Here is a 17290-nt window from a genome sequence, read left to right as displayed (position 1 = left end):
CGGCAACGGGCGGGGTTGCGTCGTCTCGACGCGTGGTGAATCCGCCAGCAATTTCCGATGCTTGCCGCTAAGGCAGTAGGTTCACGCCGAGACATTGATCGAACACGCGAATTCGTGCGCCGCTTCACCCGATTCATCGCTTGACAATCATAAAATGTGATCACACTATGAGATCAAGAATGAGGATTGAGAGCGAAAGCTGTCGCGCCTCGTTCCGGGGAGAGAGGCAGGCCTTCGGGCCATAGGGGCGCCCGCAAGGTGCTCGTTAGGGAGGAGAGAAATGTTGTACGCCACAGGTCTCATTCGCGGCACGGCGCTCATCGCCACGGCTGCTGTCGCCACCGTTCTTGCCAGCCACAGCGCCATGGCAGAAGACGTCAACGTCCGCTTCAGCTGGAAGCTGAAGGGCGAATATGGCTTCTTCTATCTCGGCGAGCAGAAGGGCCTCTACAAGGATGCCGGGGTGACGCTGAAGCTCGGCGAAGGCGCCGGCTCGCAGGCCGCACTCGGTTCGCTGATCCAGGGCCAGGAAGACGCCGTTATCCTGCCCGGCATCTTCGCCATCTCGGCGATCCAGAAGGGCATGCCGGTCAAGATCATCGCGCTCTACCAGCCTGAATCGCCGATCGCGCTGATCTCGCATCCCGACAAGGCGGTGACGACCCCGAAGGATCTCGAAGGCAAGACCATCGCCCACGCCGTCGGCGAGACCGGCACTTCCTATCTCGGCGCCTTCTGCGAGATCAACAAGATCGACTGCAGCAAGGTCTCGAAGGTCCAGATGGACTCGCAGTCGCGCGTGCCGCAGTTCCTGCAGAAGCAGGTCGACGTCGTCAGCGTCTACAAGACCAACGACCTGCCGGTGCTCGAGGACAAGACCGGAACCAAGTTTCCGACCCTCGATCTGACCGAGTTCGGCCTGGCCGTACCGGGCATGGCGGTTGTCGCCAGCGATGACGGCATCGCCAAGAAGGGCCCGGCGCTCAGGAGCTTCCTCGCTGCCAACGCCAAGGCGATCGAGATGACGAAGGCCGATCCGGCCGCCGCCACCGCCGCGCTCAAGGCCGTCTGGCAGGCGGGTCCGTCCGACAAGGTGGTGCAGCAGCAGATCGAAGCGACCTCGGCATCGATCCATTCGCCTGCCGGCACGCCGATCGGCCACATCGATGAAAAGGCCATTGCCGACGCCATCAAGCTGATCGGCAGCGTCGAGGAAATCGGCGACGCCAAGCCGATGTCGTCCTTTTATACCAATGAACTTCTGACGCAGTGAGGCTACGGTGGCGAGCACGGATGTAATCGGCGCCGCGCAGGCGCAGAAGAAGCAAGGCAAGGGCATGAGCAGGAAAAAATCACGTGGGCCATGGCTGGAGCGCTATTCGGCGCTGATCCTGGCGGTTGTGCTGCTTGGCGCCTGGCAGGTGCTGGTCCCGCTTTCCGGGCTTTCGGAGTTCGTTCTGCCGACGCCGCTGGCAATCGCCACACGGATCGGCAACGAGATCCCTCTGCTCGCCACCCACGCCTATGTCACGCTGTTCGAAGTCGTCGCAGGCTTTGCCATGGGCGTCATGATCGGCATCCCGCTGGCGCTGGCGATCTTTTATTCCAGGGCCTTCGAGCGTGCGATCTACCCGATCTTGGTCGCATTGCAGACGGTGCCCAAGGTGGCGCTGGCGCCGCTGCTTGTGCTTTATCTCGGCTATGGCTGGGCACCCAAGATCACGCTGGCCTTCCTGATCTCGTTCTTCCCGATCGTCATCTCGACGGTCGTCGGCCTGCAGTCGCTCGACAAGAACTTGGTCAACCTGGTCCGCTCGATGGGCGCCAGCGAATGGCAGACCTTCTTCAAGGTCCGTCTGCCGGCAGCTCTGCCCAACATCTTCGGCGGCTTCAAGGTTGCGGTGTCGCTGGCGGTCATCGGTGCAGTCATCGGCGAATATGTCGCTGCCGAACGTGGCCTCGGCTATCTGCAGCTGCAAGCCAACTCGCTGTTCGACACGACGCTCAACTTCGCCACAGTGGTGACGATCTCCGGCCTCGGCGTGATGCTCTACTTCATCATCGACACGATCGAAGCCCGCGTCACCTACAAGCGCGACGCTGCCAAATAGCCAGGCCGCAAGTAATCAGTTCGGCCGCCTGTGCGGCCGAACAACGACAACAGCTTCAGTGAGGCAATCCCATGAGTGCCACTACCCAGATGGGCGCGGCGGTCGACATTTCGCGGCTTTCCAAAATCTACAAGACACGCGAGGACGATGACGTCCTTGCCCTCGACAAGATCGATCTCAAGATCGAACCCGGCAGCTTCGTTGCCGTCGTCGGTCCCAGCGGTTGTGGCAAGAGCACGCTGCTGTCGCTTCTCGCTGGCCTGACGCCTGCCTCGACGGGCAGCATCGCCATTGACGGCGACGGCGTCAGCCGGCCGCATCCGAAGACCGGCGTGGTCTTCCAGTCGGATCTGCTGCTCTACTGGCGCACGGTGCTCGACAACATCCTGTTGCCGATCGAGATCAAGAAGCTCGACGTCGCCAAGTACCGCGCGCGCGCCGAGGAACTGCTGGCCCAGGTCGGCCTGGCCGGCTTCGGCAACAAGTACCCTTCGGAACTCTCCGGCGGCATGCGCCAGCGCGTGGCGATCTGCCGGGCGCTGATCCAGGAGCCGGGTCTGCTTCTGATGGACGAGCCCTTCGGCGCGCTCGACGCACTGACCCGTGAACAGATGATCATGGACCTGCAGTCGATGTGGCTGCGCCTGCGCAATACGGTGCTGTTCATCACTCACGGCATCGACGAGGCCGTGTTCCTCGCCGACCGCGTCCTGGTGATGTCGCCCCGTCCGGGCCGCGTCGACCTCGACCTCAAGATCGACCTGCCCAGGCCGCGCCAGTGGAGCAAGACTCACGAGGACAAGGACTACCACGCCTATGTCCGGCAGATCCGGGCGATCTTCGAGGCCAAGGGCATTCTCGTCGCCCACTAGACCAGCAGTCCGAAAATCGGAAGTGATTTTCGGATAGGATCAGCACGGCGCCTAAGCTCTGCAGCATCCTTGGCGCCCCCTTATGGACGCGCGGCTCTCTAGTCGGTTCGGCCGATCCGCAAAATCGGCATATACGGCAGTAACGGCATCAACGCCGCCGGGAGGCTTCCCGGCGGGCGAACATTTGCGCGGAGACCTCGGATGTCCGGGACGATATTCATACCCAGAGAGTTGGATGCGATTGAGAGCCGTGTGGGGGCTTCACCGGATACGGTGAAACGCCTGGTGGGTCTTGGCTTCGAGGTTGTTGTCGAGACGGGTGCAGGCACCTTGTCACGCATTCCCGATGCCGATTATGCGGCGGTCGGGGCTGTCATCGGCAAGGCCGGTGATGCCGCCAAGGCCGATGTGGTGCTCAAGGTGCGCCGTCCCTCGGAGGCCGAGGTCAAGGGCTACAAGCCGGGCGCTGCCGTGCTTGCCACCATGGATCCTTATGGCAACGAGGCCGGTGTGGCGGCGATGGCCAAGGCGGGGGTGACGGCGTTTGCCATGGAGTTCATGCCGCGCATCACCCGAGCCCAGGTGATGGACGTGTTGTCGTCGCAGGCAAATCTCGCCGGCTATCAGGCGGTCATCGACGGTGCTGCCGAATATGACCGGGCGCTGCCGATGATGATGACGGCAGCCGGCACGGTTCCTGCTGCCAAGGTGTTCATCATGGGCGTCGGCGTTGCCGGCCTGCAGGCGATCGCCACCGCCCGCCGCATGGGCGCGATCGTGACGGCCACCGACGTGCGTCCGGCTGTCAAGGAGCAGGTCGCCTCGCTCGGCGCCAAGTTCCTCGCCGTCGAGGACGAGGAGTTCAAGGCAGCGGAGACCGCCGGCGGCTACGCCAAGGAGATGTCCAAGGAGTATCAGGCCAAGCAGGCGGCCTTGACCGCCGAGCACATCGCCAAGCAGGACATCGTGATTACCACGGCACTCATCCCGGGCCGTCCGGCGCCGAAGCTGGTGTCGGCCCAGATGGTCGCCTCGATGAAGCCGGGTTCGGTGCTTGTCGACCTCGCCGTCGAGCGCGGCGGCAATGTCGAGGGTGCGGTGCCGGGCAAGGTCGTCACGTCAGCCAATGGGGCAAAGATCGTCGGCCATCTCAACGTGCCGGGCCGGGTCGCTGCCTCCGCCTCGCTGCTTTACGCCAAGAACCTGTTCGCCTTCCTCGAGACCATGGTCGACAAGACCACCAAGCAGATCGCCATCAACCGCGACGACGAGCTGGTCAAGGCAACCATGCTGACCGATGGCGGCAAGGTGGTGCATCCGAACTTCGCCAATGCGGCAGCGGCTGCGGCTGCGGACAAGCCCAAGCCGATCGTGGCCGGCCAGAACCGCGGTGACGACCCGGCGAGCGACGGTGCAGCACCTGCCAAGGCAACGGCGAAGAAGCCGGCCGCCGCCAAAGCAGACAAACCGGCGGCTGCGAAAAAGCCCGCTGCCCAAAAAGCCACTGCCAAGAAGTCGGCGCCAAGCGCCGGCACGAAGACATCATCTGAGGGAGACGCGTGATGGAAGGTCTTCAGAAAGCCCTCGACCAGCTCGACCAGGCGGTTGCCGCCGTCCGGCTCGGCGTCCAGGATCTCGCCACATCTGAAGGTGCGGCCGAAGCTGCCGGCAATGCGGCACATGCCGTCACCGGCGGGGCGGTCGACCCGTTCGTGTTCCGCTTCGCCATCTTCGTTTTGGCGATCTTCGTCGGCTACTACGTCGTCTGGTCGGTGACGCCGGCGCTGCACACGCCGCTGATGGCCGTCACCAACGCCATCTCCTCGGTCATCGTCGTCGGTGCGCTGCTGGCCGTCGGCATCGCCGCTTCCGGCCTTGCCACCGGCTTCGGCTTCGTCGCCCTGGTGCTGGCCTCGGTCAACATCTTCGGCGGCTTCCTCGTCACCCAGCGCATGCTGGCGATGTACAAGAAGAAGGACAAGTGACGTGACCCTGAACCTTGCTTCCTTCCTCTATCTCGTCTCCGGCATCCTGTTCATCCTGGCGCTGCGCGGCCTGTCGCATCCGACCACCAGCCGCAAGGGCAACACCTACGGCATGATCGGCATGGGCATCGCCATCGTGACCACGCTGGCGCTGGCCAAGCCCTCTGCCGGCGGCCTCGGGCTGATCGTGCTCGGCCTCGTCATCGGCGGCGGCGTCGGTGCGGTCACCGCCCGGCGCATCGCCATGACCTCGATGCCGCAGCTGGTCGCTGCCTTCCACAGCCTCGTCGGTCTGGCCGCCGTGATGGTCGCCGCTGCCGCGATCTATGCGCCGGAAAGCTTCGGCATCGGTGCCGTCGGCGCCATCCACGGCCAGGCGCTTGTCGAGATGAGCCTTGGCGTTGCCATCGGCGCCATCACGTTTACCGGCTCGGTCATCGCCTTCCTCAAGCTCGACGGCCGCATGTCGGGCAAGCCGATCATGCTGCCGGCCCGCCACCTGATCAACGCTGCCCTCGGCATCGGCCTGGTCGTGCTGATCGTGCTGTTGGTCACCACCCAGTCGACGACCATCTTCTGGCTGATCGTGGCATTGTCGCTTGTGCTCGGCGTGCTCCTGATCATCCCGATCGGCGGTGCCGACATGCCTGTCGTGGTGTCGATGCTCAACTCCTATTCGGGCTGGGCAGCTGCGGCACTCGGCTTCACGCTGGGCAATCTCGCGCTGATCATCACCGGTGCGCTGGTCGGCTCGTCCGGTGCGATCCTGTCCTACATCATGTGCAAGGGCATGAACCGCTCGTTCATCTCGGTCATTCTTGGCGGCTTCGGCGGCGAGACGGCGGCAGCTGTCGACGACGGCATCCAGCGCACGGTCAAGACAGGTGCCGCCGACGACGCGGCCTATCTGATGATGAACGCCCAGAAGGTCATCATCGTGCCGGGCTACGGCATGGCCGTGGCCCAGGCCCAGCATGCGCTGCGCGAGATGGCCGACAAGCTCAAGGCCAATGGCGTGGAAGTCAAATACGCCATCCACCCGGTCGCCGGCCGCATGCCCGGTCACATGAACGTGCTGCTTGCCGAGGCCAACGTGCCCTATGACGAGGTCTTCGAGCTCGAAGACATCAACTCGGAGTTCTCGCAGGCCGACGTCGCTTATGTCATCGGCGCCAACGACGTCACCAACCCGTCGGCACGTGACGACAAGAGCTCGCCGATCTATGGCATGCCGATCCTCGACGTCGACAAGGCCCGCACCTGCCTGTTCGTCAAGCGCAGCCTCGGCTCCGGCTATGCCGGCATCGACAACACGCTGTTCTACAAGGACGGCACCATGATGCTGCTCGGCGACGCCAAGAAGATGACCGAAGAAATCGTCAAGGCCATGGATCACTGAGACAACACATCAGCCCATCCACACCCTGACAAACAAAAGCCCGGCAACGCCCGGGCTTCTTTCTACAGACGGTGCTTGCTGGCGCGCTTCTGCCTTGGATTATTCGATCGGCCGCTCGTCGGCGATGACCTTGCCGTCATTGGGCAAGGTGCCGGGGGCGACAATTTCGACGCCGCCGCGCATCTTGGTCGCTGCCTGCAAAGCCGCCTCGAGTTCTGCTTGCAGCCCGCCGTTGGCTGAGCCGGCTTCGGCCTTCAGCAGCATGACGTCCTGTTCGGCCTGGCGACTGACGACGAGGCGAAGCCGGCCAAGGGCGGGGAATTTTCTTCCTATGGCGGCGATCTGGGCCGGGTCGACGAACATGCCCTTGATCTTGGTGCGCTGGTCGGCGCGACCCATCCAGCCGGCGAGCCGCATGTTGGTGCGTCCGCAGGCGCTCGGGCCGGGCAGGACACGCGACAGGTCGCCTGTGCCGAAACGCAGCAGCGGGTATTCCGGGCTGAGCCGTGTCACGACGACTTCGCCGACGTCGCCATCTGGGACAGTCTCGTTGGTGCCCGGGCGCACGATCTCGACGATCAGGCCTTCGTTGACGACAAGGCCCGAGCGCGCCGCCGTTTCATAGGCGGCGACGCCGAGTTCGGCGGTGGCGTAGGCCTGGTAGGCGTCGATGCCGGCGTTGACGATCTCCTGCTGCAGCGTGGCCGGAAACGCTGCGCCCGAAACCAGCGCGTGCCGGAACGGGCTGGTAGCTCCTGATGCCGCCATGCGGTCGAGCAGGATCTTGAGAAAATCCGGCGTGCCGATGTAGCCGGTGGGCTTCAGCACTGTGATCGCCTCGACCTGTTGTTCGGTGTTGCCGACACCAGCGGGGATCACTGCGCAGCCGAGCGCGTGTGCGCCGGCTTCCATCATGTGTCCGCCTGGGGTCAGGTGGTAGCTGAAGGCGTTGTGGACGACGTCTTCTCCACGCATGCCCGAGGCGAACAGGGCGCGGGCTGAGCCCCACCAGTCGTCGCTGCGTCCCTCCGGATCGAAGATCGGTCCGGGGGAAACGAGCAGGCGCTTGAGTGCGCCGGGCCTGGTGGGCGTGAGGCCGGCGAAAGGCGGGTTCTCGGTCTGCAAGGCAAGCAGCTCGCTTTTGCGGATGACCGGCACTTGCTGCAGGGCAGTGCGGTCGATGAGGCTATCAGGCGCAATCCCCTCGAGCTGCCGGCGCAGGGCCGGCGTCGCGGACAGCGCGGCGTCGATAAGCGAACGCAGCTGGGCAAAAAGTGCCGCCTCGCGGGCCGCTGGATCCTGGGTTTCCCCGGCATCGTAATATGCGTTCGTCACCATGGTTCACCTGGAGTTTGGACAAGGGGCAGGGCGCTGCCGTGGCTAGTCCCGCGCTGCCCGGAACAGATCACGCCAGCCAGCGCTTGCGCCGCTTGTAGCTCTTGACCTCGCGGAACGACTTGCGGCCCTCGCCGCCAATGCCGAGATAGAATTCCTTGACGTCCTCATTGTCGCGCAGGGAGGCGGCGTCGCCATCCATGACGATGCGCCCGGTCTCCATGATGTAGCCATAGGTGGCGTATTTCAGCGCCATGTTGGTGTTCTGCTCGGCCACCAGGAACGACACGCCCTGCTTGCTGTTCAGATCTTTGACGATCTCGAAGATCTCGTCGACCACCTGAGGCGCCAGCCCCATCGACGGCTCGTCGAGCAGGATCATCTTGGGTCGGCTCATCATCGCGCGGCCGATGGCGCACATCTGCTGCTCACCGCCCGAGGTATAGCCGGCCATCGATGAGCGGCGCTGCTTCAGCCTGGGGAAATAGTCGTAGATCATGTCGAGATCGTCGCGGATGGCACGGTTGCCGTCGCGGCGCGTGAAGGCGCCGGTGAGCAGGTTTTCCTCGATCGACAGATGGCCGAAGCAGTGGCGTCCCTCCATCACCTGAATGCAGCCGCGCCGCACCAGTTCGTTTGGGCTTAGTCGGTCGACGCGGTCGCCGTCGAACTCGATCGAGCCCTTGGTGACTTCGCCGCGCTCGGCCCTGAGCAGGTTGGAGATCGCCTTGAGCGTGGTCGTCTTGCCGGCGCCGTTGGCACCCAGGATGGCGACGATGCCGCCTTGCGGCACATCAAGCGACACGCCCTTGAGGACGAGGATGACGTGATCGTAGATCACCTCGATGTTGTTGACCGACAGCATCGGTCGGGCCGGCTCGACCGCTTTGGAAGCATGTTCAGACATCAGCAAGCTCCGGGTCATCGTCCCTTCCCCATGTGGGGAAGGGACCGGGTTCAGGGTGAGCCTCAGGAGGCGTCGCAGGCCTCGGAGCGGGCCGGCCATGGCGCGTTCTTCTCGGCATAGGCCTTGGCGTCGGCATCGAGCAGCGGACCGACCTTGTCGCTCAGCGGCGCGATGTAGTCGGACACCTTTTCATAGGTCGTGCCGTTCCAGCTCTGGACGAAGGTCGAGAAGTGACCGTTGTGATCGGCGCAGGAGAGCTTGACCGCACCGGTGAAGCCTTCGAGGCCGATTTCCTTGAGCCGGGCGTCGTCGATGTTGAGGCCCTCAAGACCGCGGCGTACGTCCTCGCCGGTGACGACCTTGTTGCCGGTGATTTCCTGGGCTCTGCGGATCGCCTCGGCAATCAGCATCGAATTGTAGATGCCGCGGTTGTAGAGAACCTGGCCGACCTTGTCCTTGCCCGAGACCTGGCTCTTGCCGGCGTCGACGACGTGCTTCTGGATATCGGCAAGCAGCGGGAAGTCTGCGCCCACGGCATGCCAGTTCAGCGTCTTGAAGCCCTTGGCGCCATCGCCGGCGCCCTTGGCGTCATCCTCGCTCGGCCACCAGATCGAGATGAACTTCTCCATCGGGTAGTTGGTCTTGACAGCTTCCTTGACGGCGGTGGCGTTGAGCGCGCCCCAGCCATAGAGGATCATGTAGTCAGGCTTGTCGCGGCGGACGCTCAGCCATTGCGACGACTGGTTCTGCATGTCGGCGGCTGCAACCGGATACAGCTTGGCTTCGAAGCCGAGTTCCTTCGACAGCTGCTCGATCAGCGGCAGCGGCTCGCGGCCGAAGCTGGCGTCGAGATAGATGTAACCGATCTTCTTGCCCTTGAGCTTCTCTATGCCGCCGCCTTCCTGCGTCGCGATGTATTGCAGGATCTGGGTGAAGCCGTCCCAGTAAGTCGCTGGCGGGTTGAAGATCCAGGGGAAGGTGTCGCCCTTGGCCGAGGCCGACAAGCCGTAGGCCATCGACAGCACGGGAATCTTGTCCACGGCTGCCTTGGGGATCAGCGGCAAGGTGATGCCGGTCGACCACGGATTGACGATGACCGGCTTCTTGGGCTTCACCGATTCATAACATTCGAGGCCCTTCTTGGTGTCGTAGCCGGTCTCGCATTCCTCGACGATCAGCTTGACACCGCCGATGCCGCCGTCGCGCTCGTTGAGTAGCGTCAGGTAGTCGTGCATTCCGTTGGCGATCGGCGTGCCAGAGCCGGCGAACGGGCCGGTGCGGTAGGTGAACAGCGGCACGTAGATCGAGTCCTCGGCCTGCGCGTCGTGGACGGCGGGCAAGGTCAGCACTGCTGTTGCGGAAAGTGCGTATAACCAGTTCTTGAGTGACATGACGTTCTCCTCCCTACTTGTTTGCATTTCCGTCTTGTGGGCAGCCCCTAGTAAGGGAAGGGCCACACACGAAGCTTCTGCTTGGCGATCTGCCAGAGCCGCGCGAGGCCGTGCGGTTCGACGATCAGGAAAAAGATGATGAGGGCACCGACGATCAGATAGGTCAGGTGCTCGACGGTCGCGGCTGCGATCGGCAGGCCGAGCGCCTCGGGAAGCCCGCGGATGACGATCGGCAGGATGTGGATGAGCGCGGCGCCGAAGAAGCTGCCGATCATCGAGCCAAGGCCGCCGATGATGACCATGAACAACAGCAGGAACGATAGCTTGATGTCGAAGGCCGACGGCTCGGCGGCGCCGAGCCACAGGAACACCATCAGCGCGCCCGAGACGCCGCAATAGAAGGATGACACGGCGAAGGCCAACAGCTTTGCCGGCAGCAGGCGGATGCCCATCAGTTGGGCGGCGATGTCCATGTCCCGCACTGCCATCCAGGTGCGGCCGATCCGACCGTGAACGATGTTGGAGGCAAGCAGGGTCATGACCACGACGATGACGAGCACGACCAGATAGCGTGTCACCGGCGTGGCCGACGGGCCGGTGATGGCGAGGCCGAACAAGGTGCGCGCCGGCACCTCGATGGCGCCTGACGGATTGTCGTTGTAGAGCCAGCTGATGCGGACGAAGCACCATTGCAGGAAGAACTGTGCGGCGAGCGTCGCGACCGCGAGATAGAAGCCCTTGATACGCAGCGACGGCAGGCCGAACAGCACGCCGATGCCGGCTGCGAAGAAGCCCGAGCAGAGAATCCAGACCAGGATGTTGACGCCCGGAAAGATCGTCGAAAGCTTGTAGGCGGCATAGGCGCCGACGCCCATGAAGGCTGCCGAGCCCAGGGACAACAGGCCGGTGTAGCCGACGAGGATGTTGAGCCCGATCGCGCCGAGCGACAAGATCAGAAACGGCACCATGACCGAGGCGAGCAGGAACTCGTTGCCGAACAAAGGCACGACGACGAAGGCAACGAGCAGGATGGCGGCCAGGCCGAGCCTGTCTTGCAGGATCGGGAACACCGCCTGGTCGGCCGCGTAGCTTTGTTTGAACTGGCCCGTCTCGCGATAGAACATGGTCTGTCAGATCCGCTCGATTATCTTGTCGCCGAACAGGCCTTGCGGCCGGTACAGCAGGAACAGCAGGGCGATGGCATAGGCGAACCAGCTTTCGATGCCGCCGCCGAGCAAAGGCCCCCAGTAGAACTCGCCGAGTTTCTCGCCGATGCCGATGATCAGGCCGCCGACGATCGCGCCGGGCACCGAGGTCAGTCCGCCCAGCACCAGAACGGGCAGCGCCTTGAGGGCCACGATCTCGAGCGCGAAGGAGACGTCGGAGCGGGCACCCCACATGATGCCTGTCACCAGCGCGACCAGGCCTGCGGCGAACCAGACGATGACCCAGATCTGGTTGAGCGAAATGCCGACCGAAAGTGCTGCCTTGTGACTGTCGGCTACGGCACGCAACGCCCGGCCGATGCGGGTCTTCTGGAAGAACAGGGCGAGCCCGACGATCATCGCTGACGCGATGATCGCGGCGGCGATGTCGATCTTCTGGAAACTGACGAGGCCGCCGAGCATCTCGACGTCGACCGAACCGCTGGGCAGGAACAGTTCGCTTGTTATCATCTGCTTGGGGTCGCCGCCGAACACCATCTCGCCGAGGCCGATCAGCACATAGGTGATGCCGAAGGTCGCCATGAACAGGATGATGTCGGGCTGGTTGACCAACGGCCTGAGCACGACACGTTCGACCAGCATCGCCAGCACGAACATCACCCCTGCGGTCAGGATCAGGGCGACGAAGGCGGCCGCGTGACCCGAGAAACCTGCTGCCGAGAACTTCTCGTAGAAGCCGACGAGAGTGAGCGCCGAAAACACCACCATGATGCCCTGGGCAAAATTGAACACGCCCGAGGCCTTGAAGATGAGCACGAAGCCAAGCGCGATCAGCGCATAGAGCACTCCGGAGACCAGCCCTTCCCAAAGGGTCTGCACCAGCAGGTCGGGCATCTGCACCATCTGGACGAAGGGGTCGATGAAGATGTTGTAGAGCATCTGTTACCCCCTCAGCCGAGCTGGCAGATGGCGCGAGCCGGCCGGCATGTCGTGCGTCTCGTGTTCATGCGGAATTTCTCTCTTCCACCAGACTGCTGCATGCTCAGTGCCCCACGCCGAGATAGGCTTCGATGACCTTCGGGTCGGCCTTGACCACCTCGGGCGTGCCGTCGGCGATCTTGTGCCCGTATTCGAGCACCACCACGCGATCGGACAGGTCCATCACCACGCCCATGTCGTGTTCGATGAGAGCGATGGTGGTGCCGAAGTGCTTGTTGAGGTCGAGGATGTAGCGGCACATATCCTCCTTCTCCTCGATGTTCATGCCGGCCATCGGCTCGTCGAGCAGCAGGAGCTCCGGCTCCATCGCAAGCGCCCGGCCGAGCTCGACGCGCTTCTGCAGGCCGTAGGGCAGCTTGCCGACAGGTGTCTTGCGGATCGACTCGATCTGCAAGAAGTCGATGATGTCTTCGACCACGCGGCGGTGTTCGATCTCCTCGCGCATCGCCGGCCCGTAACGCAGCATCTGCCAGAACAGGCCGCGGTGCATTTTCAGCGTGCGGCCGACCATGATGTTGTCGAGCGTGGTCATGCCCTTGAACAGCGCCACGTTCTGGAACGTGCGGGCGATGCCCTGGCTCGCTGCCTGGTAGGGCCGCATATGCGGACGGGTCTTTCCCTTGTAGGTGATGCGACCGTGCTGGGGGTGATAGAAGCCGTTGACGACGTTCAGCATCGAGGTCTTGCCGGCGCCGTTGGGGCCGATGATGGCGCGGATCTCGCCCTTGCGGATGTCGAAGGAGACATCGGTGATGGCTTTCACCCCGCCGAACGACAAGGATACGCCATCGACCGCCAGCAGGGTTTCCGATGTCGCGGTCATGCGGCGGCCTCGAGCTTTGCGGTTGGTATCGCCTTGGTGTCGGCGATGCGGACCCGGGCCGAGATCACGCCCTTGCGACCGTCTTCGAAGGTCACCTCGGTCGAGATGTCGGCAGCGTCGGCACCGTTGTAGAGCGCGTCGACCAGCGGCTTGTAGCGTTCGGCGATGAAGCCGCGTCGCACCTTCTGGGTGCGGGTCATCTCGCCGTCGTCGGCGTCGAGTTCCTTGTGCAGGATCAGGAAGCGATGGATCTGGGCGGCAGCCATGCGCGGCTCGGCCGCGAGTGCCCGGTTCACCTCGGCGACATGCTCGATGAACATCGCATAGACCTCGGGCCGCTGTGCCAGTTCCTGGTACGAGCCGTAGGCGATGTTCTTGCGCTCGGCCCAGTTGCCGACCGCCGTGAGGTCGATGTTGAGCATCACGGTGACGAAGTCGCGGTCTTGGCCGAAGGCCACGGCTTCCTTGATGTTGGGGAAGAATTTCAGCTTGTTTTCGATGTATTTCGGCGCAAACAGCGCGCCCGACCTCAGCTTGCCGACATCCTTGGCCCGGTCGATGATGTTGAGGTGGCCGTCGGGGTCGAAGAAGCCGGCGTCGCCCGTCTTCACATAGCCATCTGACGTCACCGTCTCGGCCGTCTTTTCCGCGTCCTTGTAATAGCCGACGAATTGGCCCGGCGAGCGGTAGAGCACCTCCCCGTCGTCGGTGATACGGATGTCGACATTGGGTGTTGCCGGCCCGACAGTGCCCGCACGGATCTGCCCGTCCGGCTGCGCGGTGACATAAAGGAATGCTTCGGTCTGGCCATAGAGCTGCTTCAGGTTGAGGCCGAGCGAGCGATAGAACGAAAACAGATCCGGGCCGATCGCCTCGCCGGCAGTGTAGGCGACCCGGATGCGAGAAAAGCCGAGTACGTTCTTCAGCGGCGCGTAGACCAGTAGGTTGCCAATGGCATAGCCGAGGCGAGCACGAAGCGGGACGTCCTTGCCGTCGAGGATCTGTTCGCCCCAGCGTTTGGCTATGCCGATGAAGTAGTTGAACATCGAGCGCTTCAGCGCGCCGGCATCTTCCATGCGGATGGTGATGCGGGTCAGCAGGGTTTCAAACACGCGTGGCGGCGCGAAATAGAAGCTCGGGCCGATCTCCTGGGTATCCGCCTCGGCGGTCTCGCGACTTTCGGGACAGGCGATGCAGAAGCCGGCGACCAGCGACTGTGCATAGTTGAGATAGTGGTCGCCGACCCATGCCAGCGGCAGGTAGGCAAGCACCTCGTCGCGGTCGGTCAGCTTGTCGAAGGTGACGGTATCGCGCGCCGCCGCAATCGAGCCGCCGGCAGTCAGCAGCACGCCCTTGGAGCGACCTGTCGTGCCCGAGGTGTAGAGGATGATCGAGATGTCGCTGGCCTGGCCATGATCGCGCTCGGCGTCGATCGCGGCGCGCGCAGTGGCGTCGGAAGCCAACAGGGCACGGCCGTTTGCTATGATGGTGTCGATGGCGTGAAGCCGGCTGTGATCATAATCGCGCAGGCCGCGCGGCTCGTCATAAAGCACGGTGCGGAGCTTAGGCACACGATCTTGGACCGAGATCAGCTTGTCGACCTGCTCCTGGTCCTGCACCGCCGCAAATGCGACGTCGGCATGGTCGAGCACATAGGCCATCTCGTCGGCAACTGCGTCGGCGTAGACAGGGACAGGGATGGCGCCCAGCCACTGCGCGGCGAGAATGGTCCAGTACATGGCCGGCCGGTTTTCGCCGATGACCGCGATCGTCGCGCCGCGCTCGAGACCCAGCTGCTGCAAGCCGGTCGCATAGGCGCGGATGGTCTCGGCCAGTTCGCTCCAGCTCCACGTCCGCCAGATGCCAAGATCCTTGTGGCGCATCGCCGGACGGTCTGGCCGCACTTGTGCGTGCTCGCACAACAGCTTGGCAAACGTGTCGTGTCCGCGCGTCTCGCTCCCTCGTGCCAAAGGCACACCTCCCGTTTCGTTCCCTCGTATGCCGCCGGGTATTCCCGGTCGTTGCATCGAGGCTCGCAACCTTGGCAGGCTTTTTCAAGGGCTGGCTTGACAGACACGACGCCAATGTTCAGTCTTGGCTACCGGCCTTTTGTCGTCGAGCTGCTAAAATTCCCCTAAATTATTGATTTTGCTGTGCTGCCGGCGCTGGCGGACACCAAGCGCCGCGGTGCTACTCGCCGTAGTGGCGCAGCTTGTCGAGGTCCAGGATCGTCACGCCGCCACCTTCACTGCGGAGCAATCCTTCCTTTTCCAGCTCCTGCAGGATTCGGTTGGCGACAGGCCGCGACACGCCGGCCAGCAAGCCGATCTCTTCCTGACTGATATCGATGTGTTTGCCGACGAATGGGCTGATCACCGGGTTGAACAGCGAGGCCAGACTGCGCGCTACCTTGCCGGTCGAATCGAGCGTGCGGTCATGCTCCACCTGCGCAATGAACTGCCCAAGCCGCTCATTGATGAGCCGCACCAGCAACCGGTCGAAGGCGACGCTGTTTTCGAACAGCCAGAAGAATGTCGCGCGATTGAGAAGCGCCACCTGCGTGCGGCGCAGTGCAAGGACGTCATACTGGCGAGGCTCGTCCTTGAGCAGAGACCCTTCGCCGAACCAGCAGCTTGGCGGCAGGCCGGCATAGGTCACCGCCTTGCCCGAGGTGGTGATCGAACCCAGCCGCAGCAGGCCGCTGACCACACCTATCCAGTTGTCTATGCGATCGCCGCGATGGATGAAATAGGTGCCCGGCTCAAGGACGCGCAGCATGATGCCGCGTCGTGCACGCTCGCGCTCATCCTCCGGCAGTTCGCGCGCCCAGAACACCGAGGCCAGAAATTGCTCCGGGCTTATCACGCGCGCTCCCATTCCTCATGACGAGTCGTGCGTACCATGTCTTTGTCACGCTCGCCATGCCGCGTGTGTGGCCGCGTGGTGTGCCGGTCGCTTCCCCACCCAGGCGCGTCGCCCATGCCCTTGGGGAATGTTAGCGGGCGCTCAAAGAATGGCAGGGGCATCGTCCGGATCGACTATGCCAACTGTGCAGAAGTCATTGTAGGCATGATCTGCCAGCAGCATCGATTGGACGACGGAGCCTGGCCGAGCAGCCCCGACCGCGGAGGAGCCCCCATGGGTGCGGATCGTGGCGCGGATCGCATCGAGGGGAGGGTATCGATGAACGCTGTCTTGCATATGCGTGGCCGACGACCGGGCCTGGGGCGTACTGCTGCAGGCCTTGTCCGGCGTTGAGCCGGCCTCGTTAGCCGCCCGTCGATCGACGGGGCGAGCTTCGCAAGGATCGGCGGTGCCCCACGATCAGATCTCCAGCTTGATGCTTTATTTTGCATTGGCAAGGATTAATGGAAATGGTCGAAGACATTCATGCGCACGGCATTAGCCTTGTCAACAAGTACACTGAATTCTTCATCAGTGAGCTGAAGAATATATTCGCCGCCGACAGTGAAACCATTGGTTGGCCGGCGCGGCAGCGGAGATTGCTCGATGTCACGGCCCGTCCGGCGGCGCAGCCGCCGAGCAGCATATCGCCCGAACTGCCTGACCTTGCCTCGCAATTCATCCGTGCCCTTGCTGTCGAGGCGTCCCGCCAGTGCCTGGCAAATGAGGGTGGCGATCCTGGCATGCTGGCGCAGCCGTCGGCCCCATCGATGCAGCAAGTCACGCTCCGCGGTGGTGACCTCGACTCCATGACCATCGAGGAGTGGGCGGGTCGCGTCGCTGGCGCCACCTATCTGGAAGAAAATCTCCGCATACCGCGGTCCACTTTGCATCGATGGTTCCGCTGCAACGAGGTCATCGCATTGCGAAAGGGGCGGCAGCGCCACGTATTCCCCCTGGCGCAGTTTGTCGACGGAAGGCCAGCGTCCGGTATTCGCGACGTGCTCGCCCATATCACCCATCCGCGGCAGGCCTGGCACTGGATGATCCATCCTTCGCCGGTGCTCAATGGCCGGACCCCGATCGATTTGCTCAAGCAAGACCTGGTCGGCGACGTCGTTTCGGCTGCAAAAGAACACTCCTTGATGTCATAGGCTCTGTCGAACGTCCTCCTGGAGAGATTTTCTTGCAAGGACTGTGTCAAAAATAACGTTTCATTTGTGCCAAATGTATTAATCGTTTCATTTGTACAGTATTGTTGTTGTTTTTATATCACGTAACTAGATGATTCGTCGATTTTGTGACGCGATGTCAAATTTTGATGTTTATCAATCCTGTCGGATAGAGATATTCAAGCTGGCCGGAAACGAAAATCAAAAAACCGTTTCTGTCTGGTCG

15 protein-coding genes are annotated in these 17290 nt (G+C 63.0%); 7 read left to right on the top strand and 8 right to left on the bottom strand.

Annotated elements, in window-relative coordinates:
* Window positions 1-280: 280 nt before the first annotated feature.
* The 6 genes from IG197_RS28595 (at window position 281) to IG197_RS28570 (ending at window position 6367) form a co-directional block, all read left to right on the top strand.
* Window positions 281-1273, top strand: coding sequence for an ABC transporter substrate-binding protein (locus tag IG197_RS28595; RefSeq protein ID WP_067967507.1), 993 nt, complete (start codon window positions 281-283; stop codon window positions 1271-1273).
* A gap of 7 nt (window positions 1274-1280) precedes the next feature.
* Window positions 1281-2111, top strand: a complete 831-nt coding sequence (locus IG197_RS28590) for an ABC transporter permease (protein ID WP_246765459.1) — start codon at window positions 1281-1283, stop codon at window positions 2109-2111.
* A 71-nt stretch (window positions 2112-2182) separates the two neighbouring features.
* Window positions 2183-2983, top strand: coding sequence for an ABC transporter ATP-binding protein (locus IG197_RS28585; protein WP_067967511.1), 801 nt, complete (start codon window positions 2183-2185; stop codon window positions 2981-2983).
* Between the two features lie 201 nt (window positions 2984-3184).
* Window positions 3185-4546, top strand: coding sequence for a Re/Si-specific NAD(P)(+) transhydrogenase subunit alpha (locus tag IG197_RS28580; protein ID WP_192320482.1), 1362 nt, complete (start codon window positions 3185-3187; stop codon window positions 4544-4546).
* The gene (locus tag IG197_RS28575; protein ID WP_067958142.1) at window positions 4546-4968 is read left to right on the top strand and encodes a proton-translocating transhydrogenase family protein; all 423 of its coding nucleotides are present in this window, start codon (window positions 4546-4548) and stop codon (window positions 4966-4968) included. Before IG197_RS28580 ends, IG197_RS28575 begins: the two co-directional genes overlap by 1 nt.
* 1 nt (window position 4969) lies before the next feature.
* Complete coding sequence (locus tag IG197_RS28570) at window positions 4970-6367, top strand: NAD(P)(+) transhydrogenase (Re/Si-specific) subunit beta (RefSeq protein WP_192314663.1); 1398 nt, start codon at window positions 4970-4972, stop codon at window positions 6365-6367.
* A 99-nt stretch (window positions 6368-6466) separates the two neighbouring features.
* Here the strand turns inward: IG197_RS28570 and IG197_RS28565 are convergent, their stop codons facing one another.
* From IG197_RS28565 to IG197_RS28530, 8 genes are all read right to left on the bottom strand, one after another.
* Window positions 6467-7705, bottom strand: coding sequence for a phenylacetate--CoA ligase family protein (locus IG197_RS28565; RefSeq protein ID WP_192320480.1), 1239 nt, complete (start codon window positions 7703-7705; stop codon window positions 6467-6469).
* Window positions 7706-7772: 67 nt separating this feature from the next.
* Window positions 7773-8609 (bottom strand): ABC transporter ATP-binding protein, encoded by an 837-nt coding sequence (locus IG197_RS28560; RefSeq protein WP_182574300.1) that lies wholly within the window; start codon window positions 8607-8609, stop codon window positions 7773-7775.
* Window positions 8610-8671: 62 nt separating this feature from the next.
* The gene (locus IG197_RS28555) at window positions 8672-10000 is read right to left on the bottom strand and encodes an ABC transporter substrate-binding protein (protein WP_192320478.1); all 1329 of its coding nucleotides are present in this window, start codon (window positions 9998-10000) and stop codon (window positions 8672-8674) included.
* A 47-nt stretch (window positions 10001-10047) separates the two neighbouring features.
* Window positions 10048-11124: a branched-chain amino acid ABC transporter permease gene (locus IG197_RS28550; RefSeq protein ID WP_067967530.1), complete on the bottom strand. Its 1077-nt coding sequence runs from the start codon at window positions 11122-11124 to the stop codon at window positions 10048-10050.
* A gap of 6 nt (window positions 11125-11130) precedes the next feature.
* Window positions 11131-12105, bottom strand: a complete 975-nt coding sequence (locus IG197_RS28545) for a branched-chain amino acid ABC transporter permease (RefSeq protein WP_067967535.1) — start codon at window positions 12103-12105, stop codon at window positions 11131-11133.
* A 103-nt stretch (window positions 12106-12208) separates the two neighbouring features.
* Window positions 12209-12988: an ABC transporter ATP-binding protein gene (locus IG197_RS28540; RefSeq protein WP_192320476.1), complete on the bottom strand. Its 780-nt coding sequence runs from the start codon at window positions 12986-12988 to the stop codon at window positions 12209-12211.
* Complete coding sequence (locus tag IG197_RS28535; RefSeq protein WP_246765465.1) at window positions 12985-14871, bottom strand: AMP-binding protein; 1887 nt, start codon at window positions 14869-14871, stop codon at window positions 12985-12987. The genes IG197_RS28540 and IG197_RS28535 overlap by 4 nt, the downstream gene beginning before the upstream one ends.
* Before the next feature lie 307 nt (window positions 14872-15178).
* Window positions 15179-15853 carry a Crp/Fnr family transcriptional regulator gene (locus IG197_RS28530; protein ID WP_246765458.1) on the bottom strand — a complete coding sequence of 225 codons (675 nt, stop codon included), beginning with the start codon at window positions 15851-15853 and terminating at the stop codon, window positions 15179-15181.
* Between the two features lie 509 nt (window positions 15854-16362).
* Between IG197_RS28530 and IG197_RS28525 the strand changes: the two genes are divergently transcribed.
* Window positions 16363-17046, top strand: coding sequence for an antitoxin Xre/MbcA/ParS toxin-binding domain-containing protein (locus IG197_RS28525; protein WP_246670704.1), 684 nt, complete (start codon window positions 16363-16365; stop codon window positions 17044-17046).
* The last annotated feature ends 244 nt before the right edge of the window (window positions 17047-17290 follow it).

Source organism: Aminobacter sp. SR38, assembly GCF_014843375.1.
GTDB classification, from domain to species: domain Bacteria; phylum Pseudomonadota; class Alphaproteobacteria; order Rhizobiales; family Rhizobiaceae; genus Aminobacter; species Aminobacter ciceronei.
Note: the sequence above shows the minus strand (reverse complement) of the source record. Positions and strands in the feature narration are given on the sequence as shown.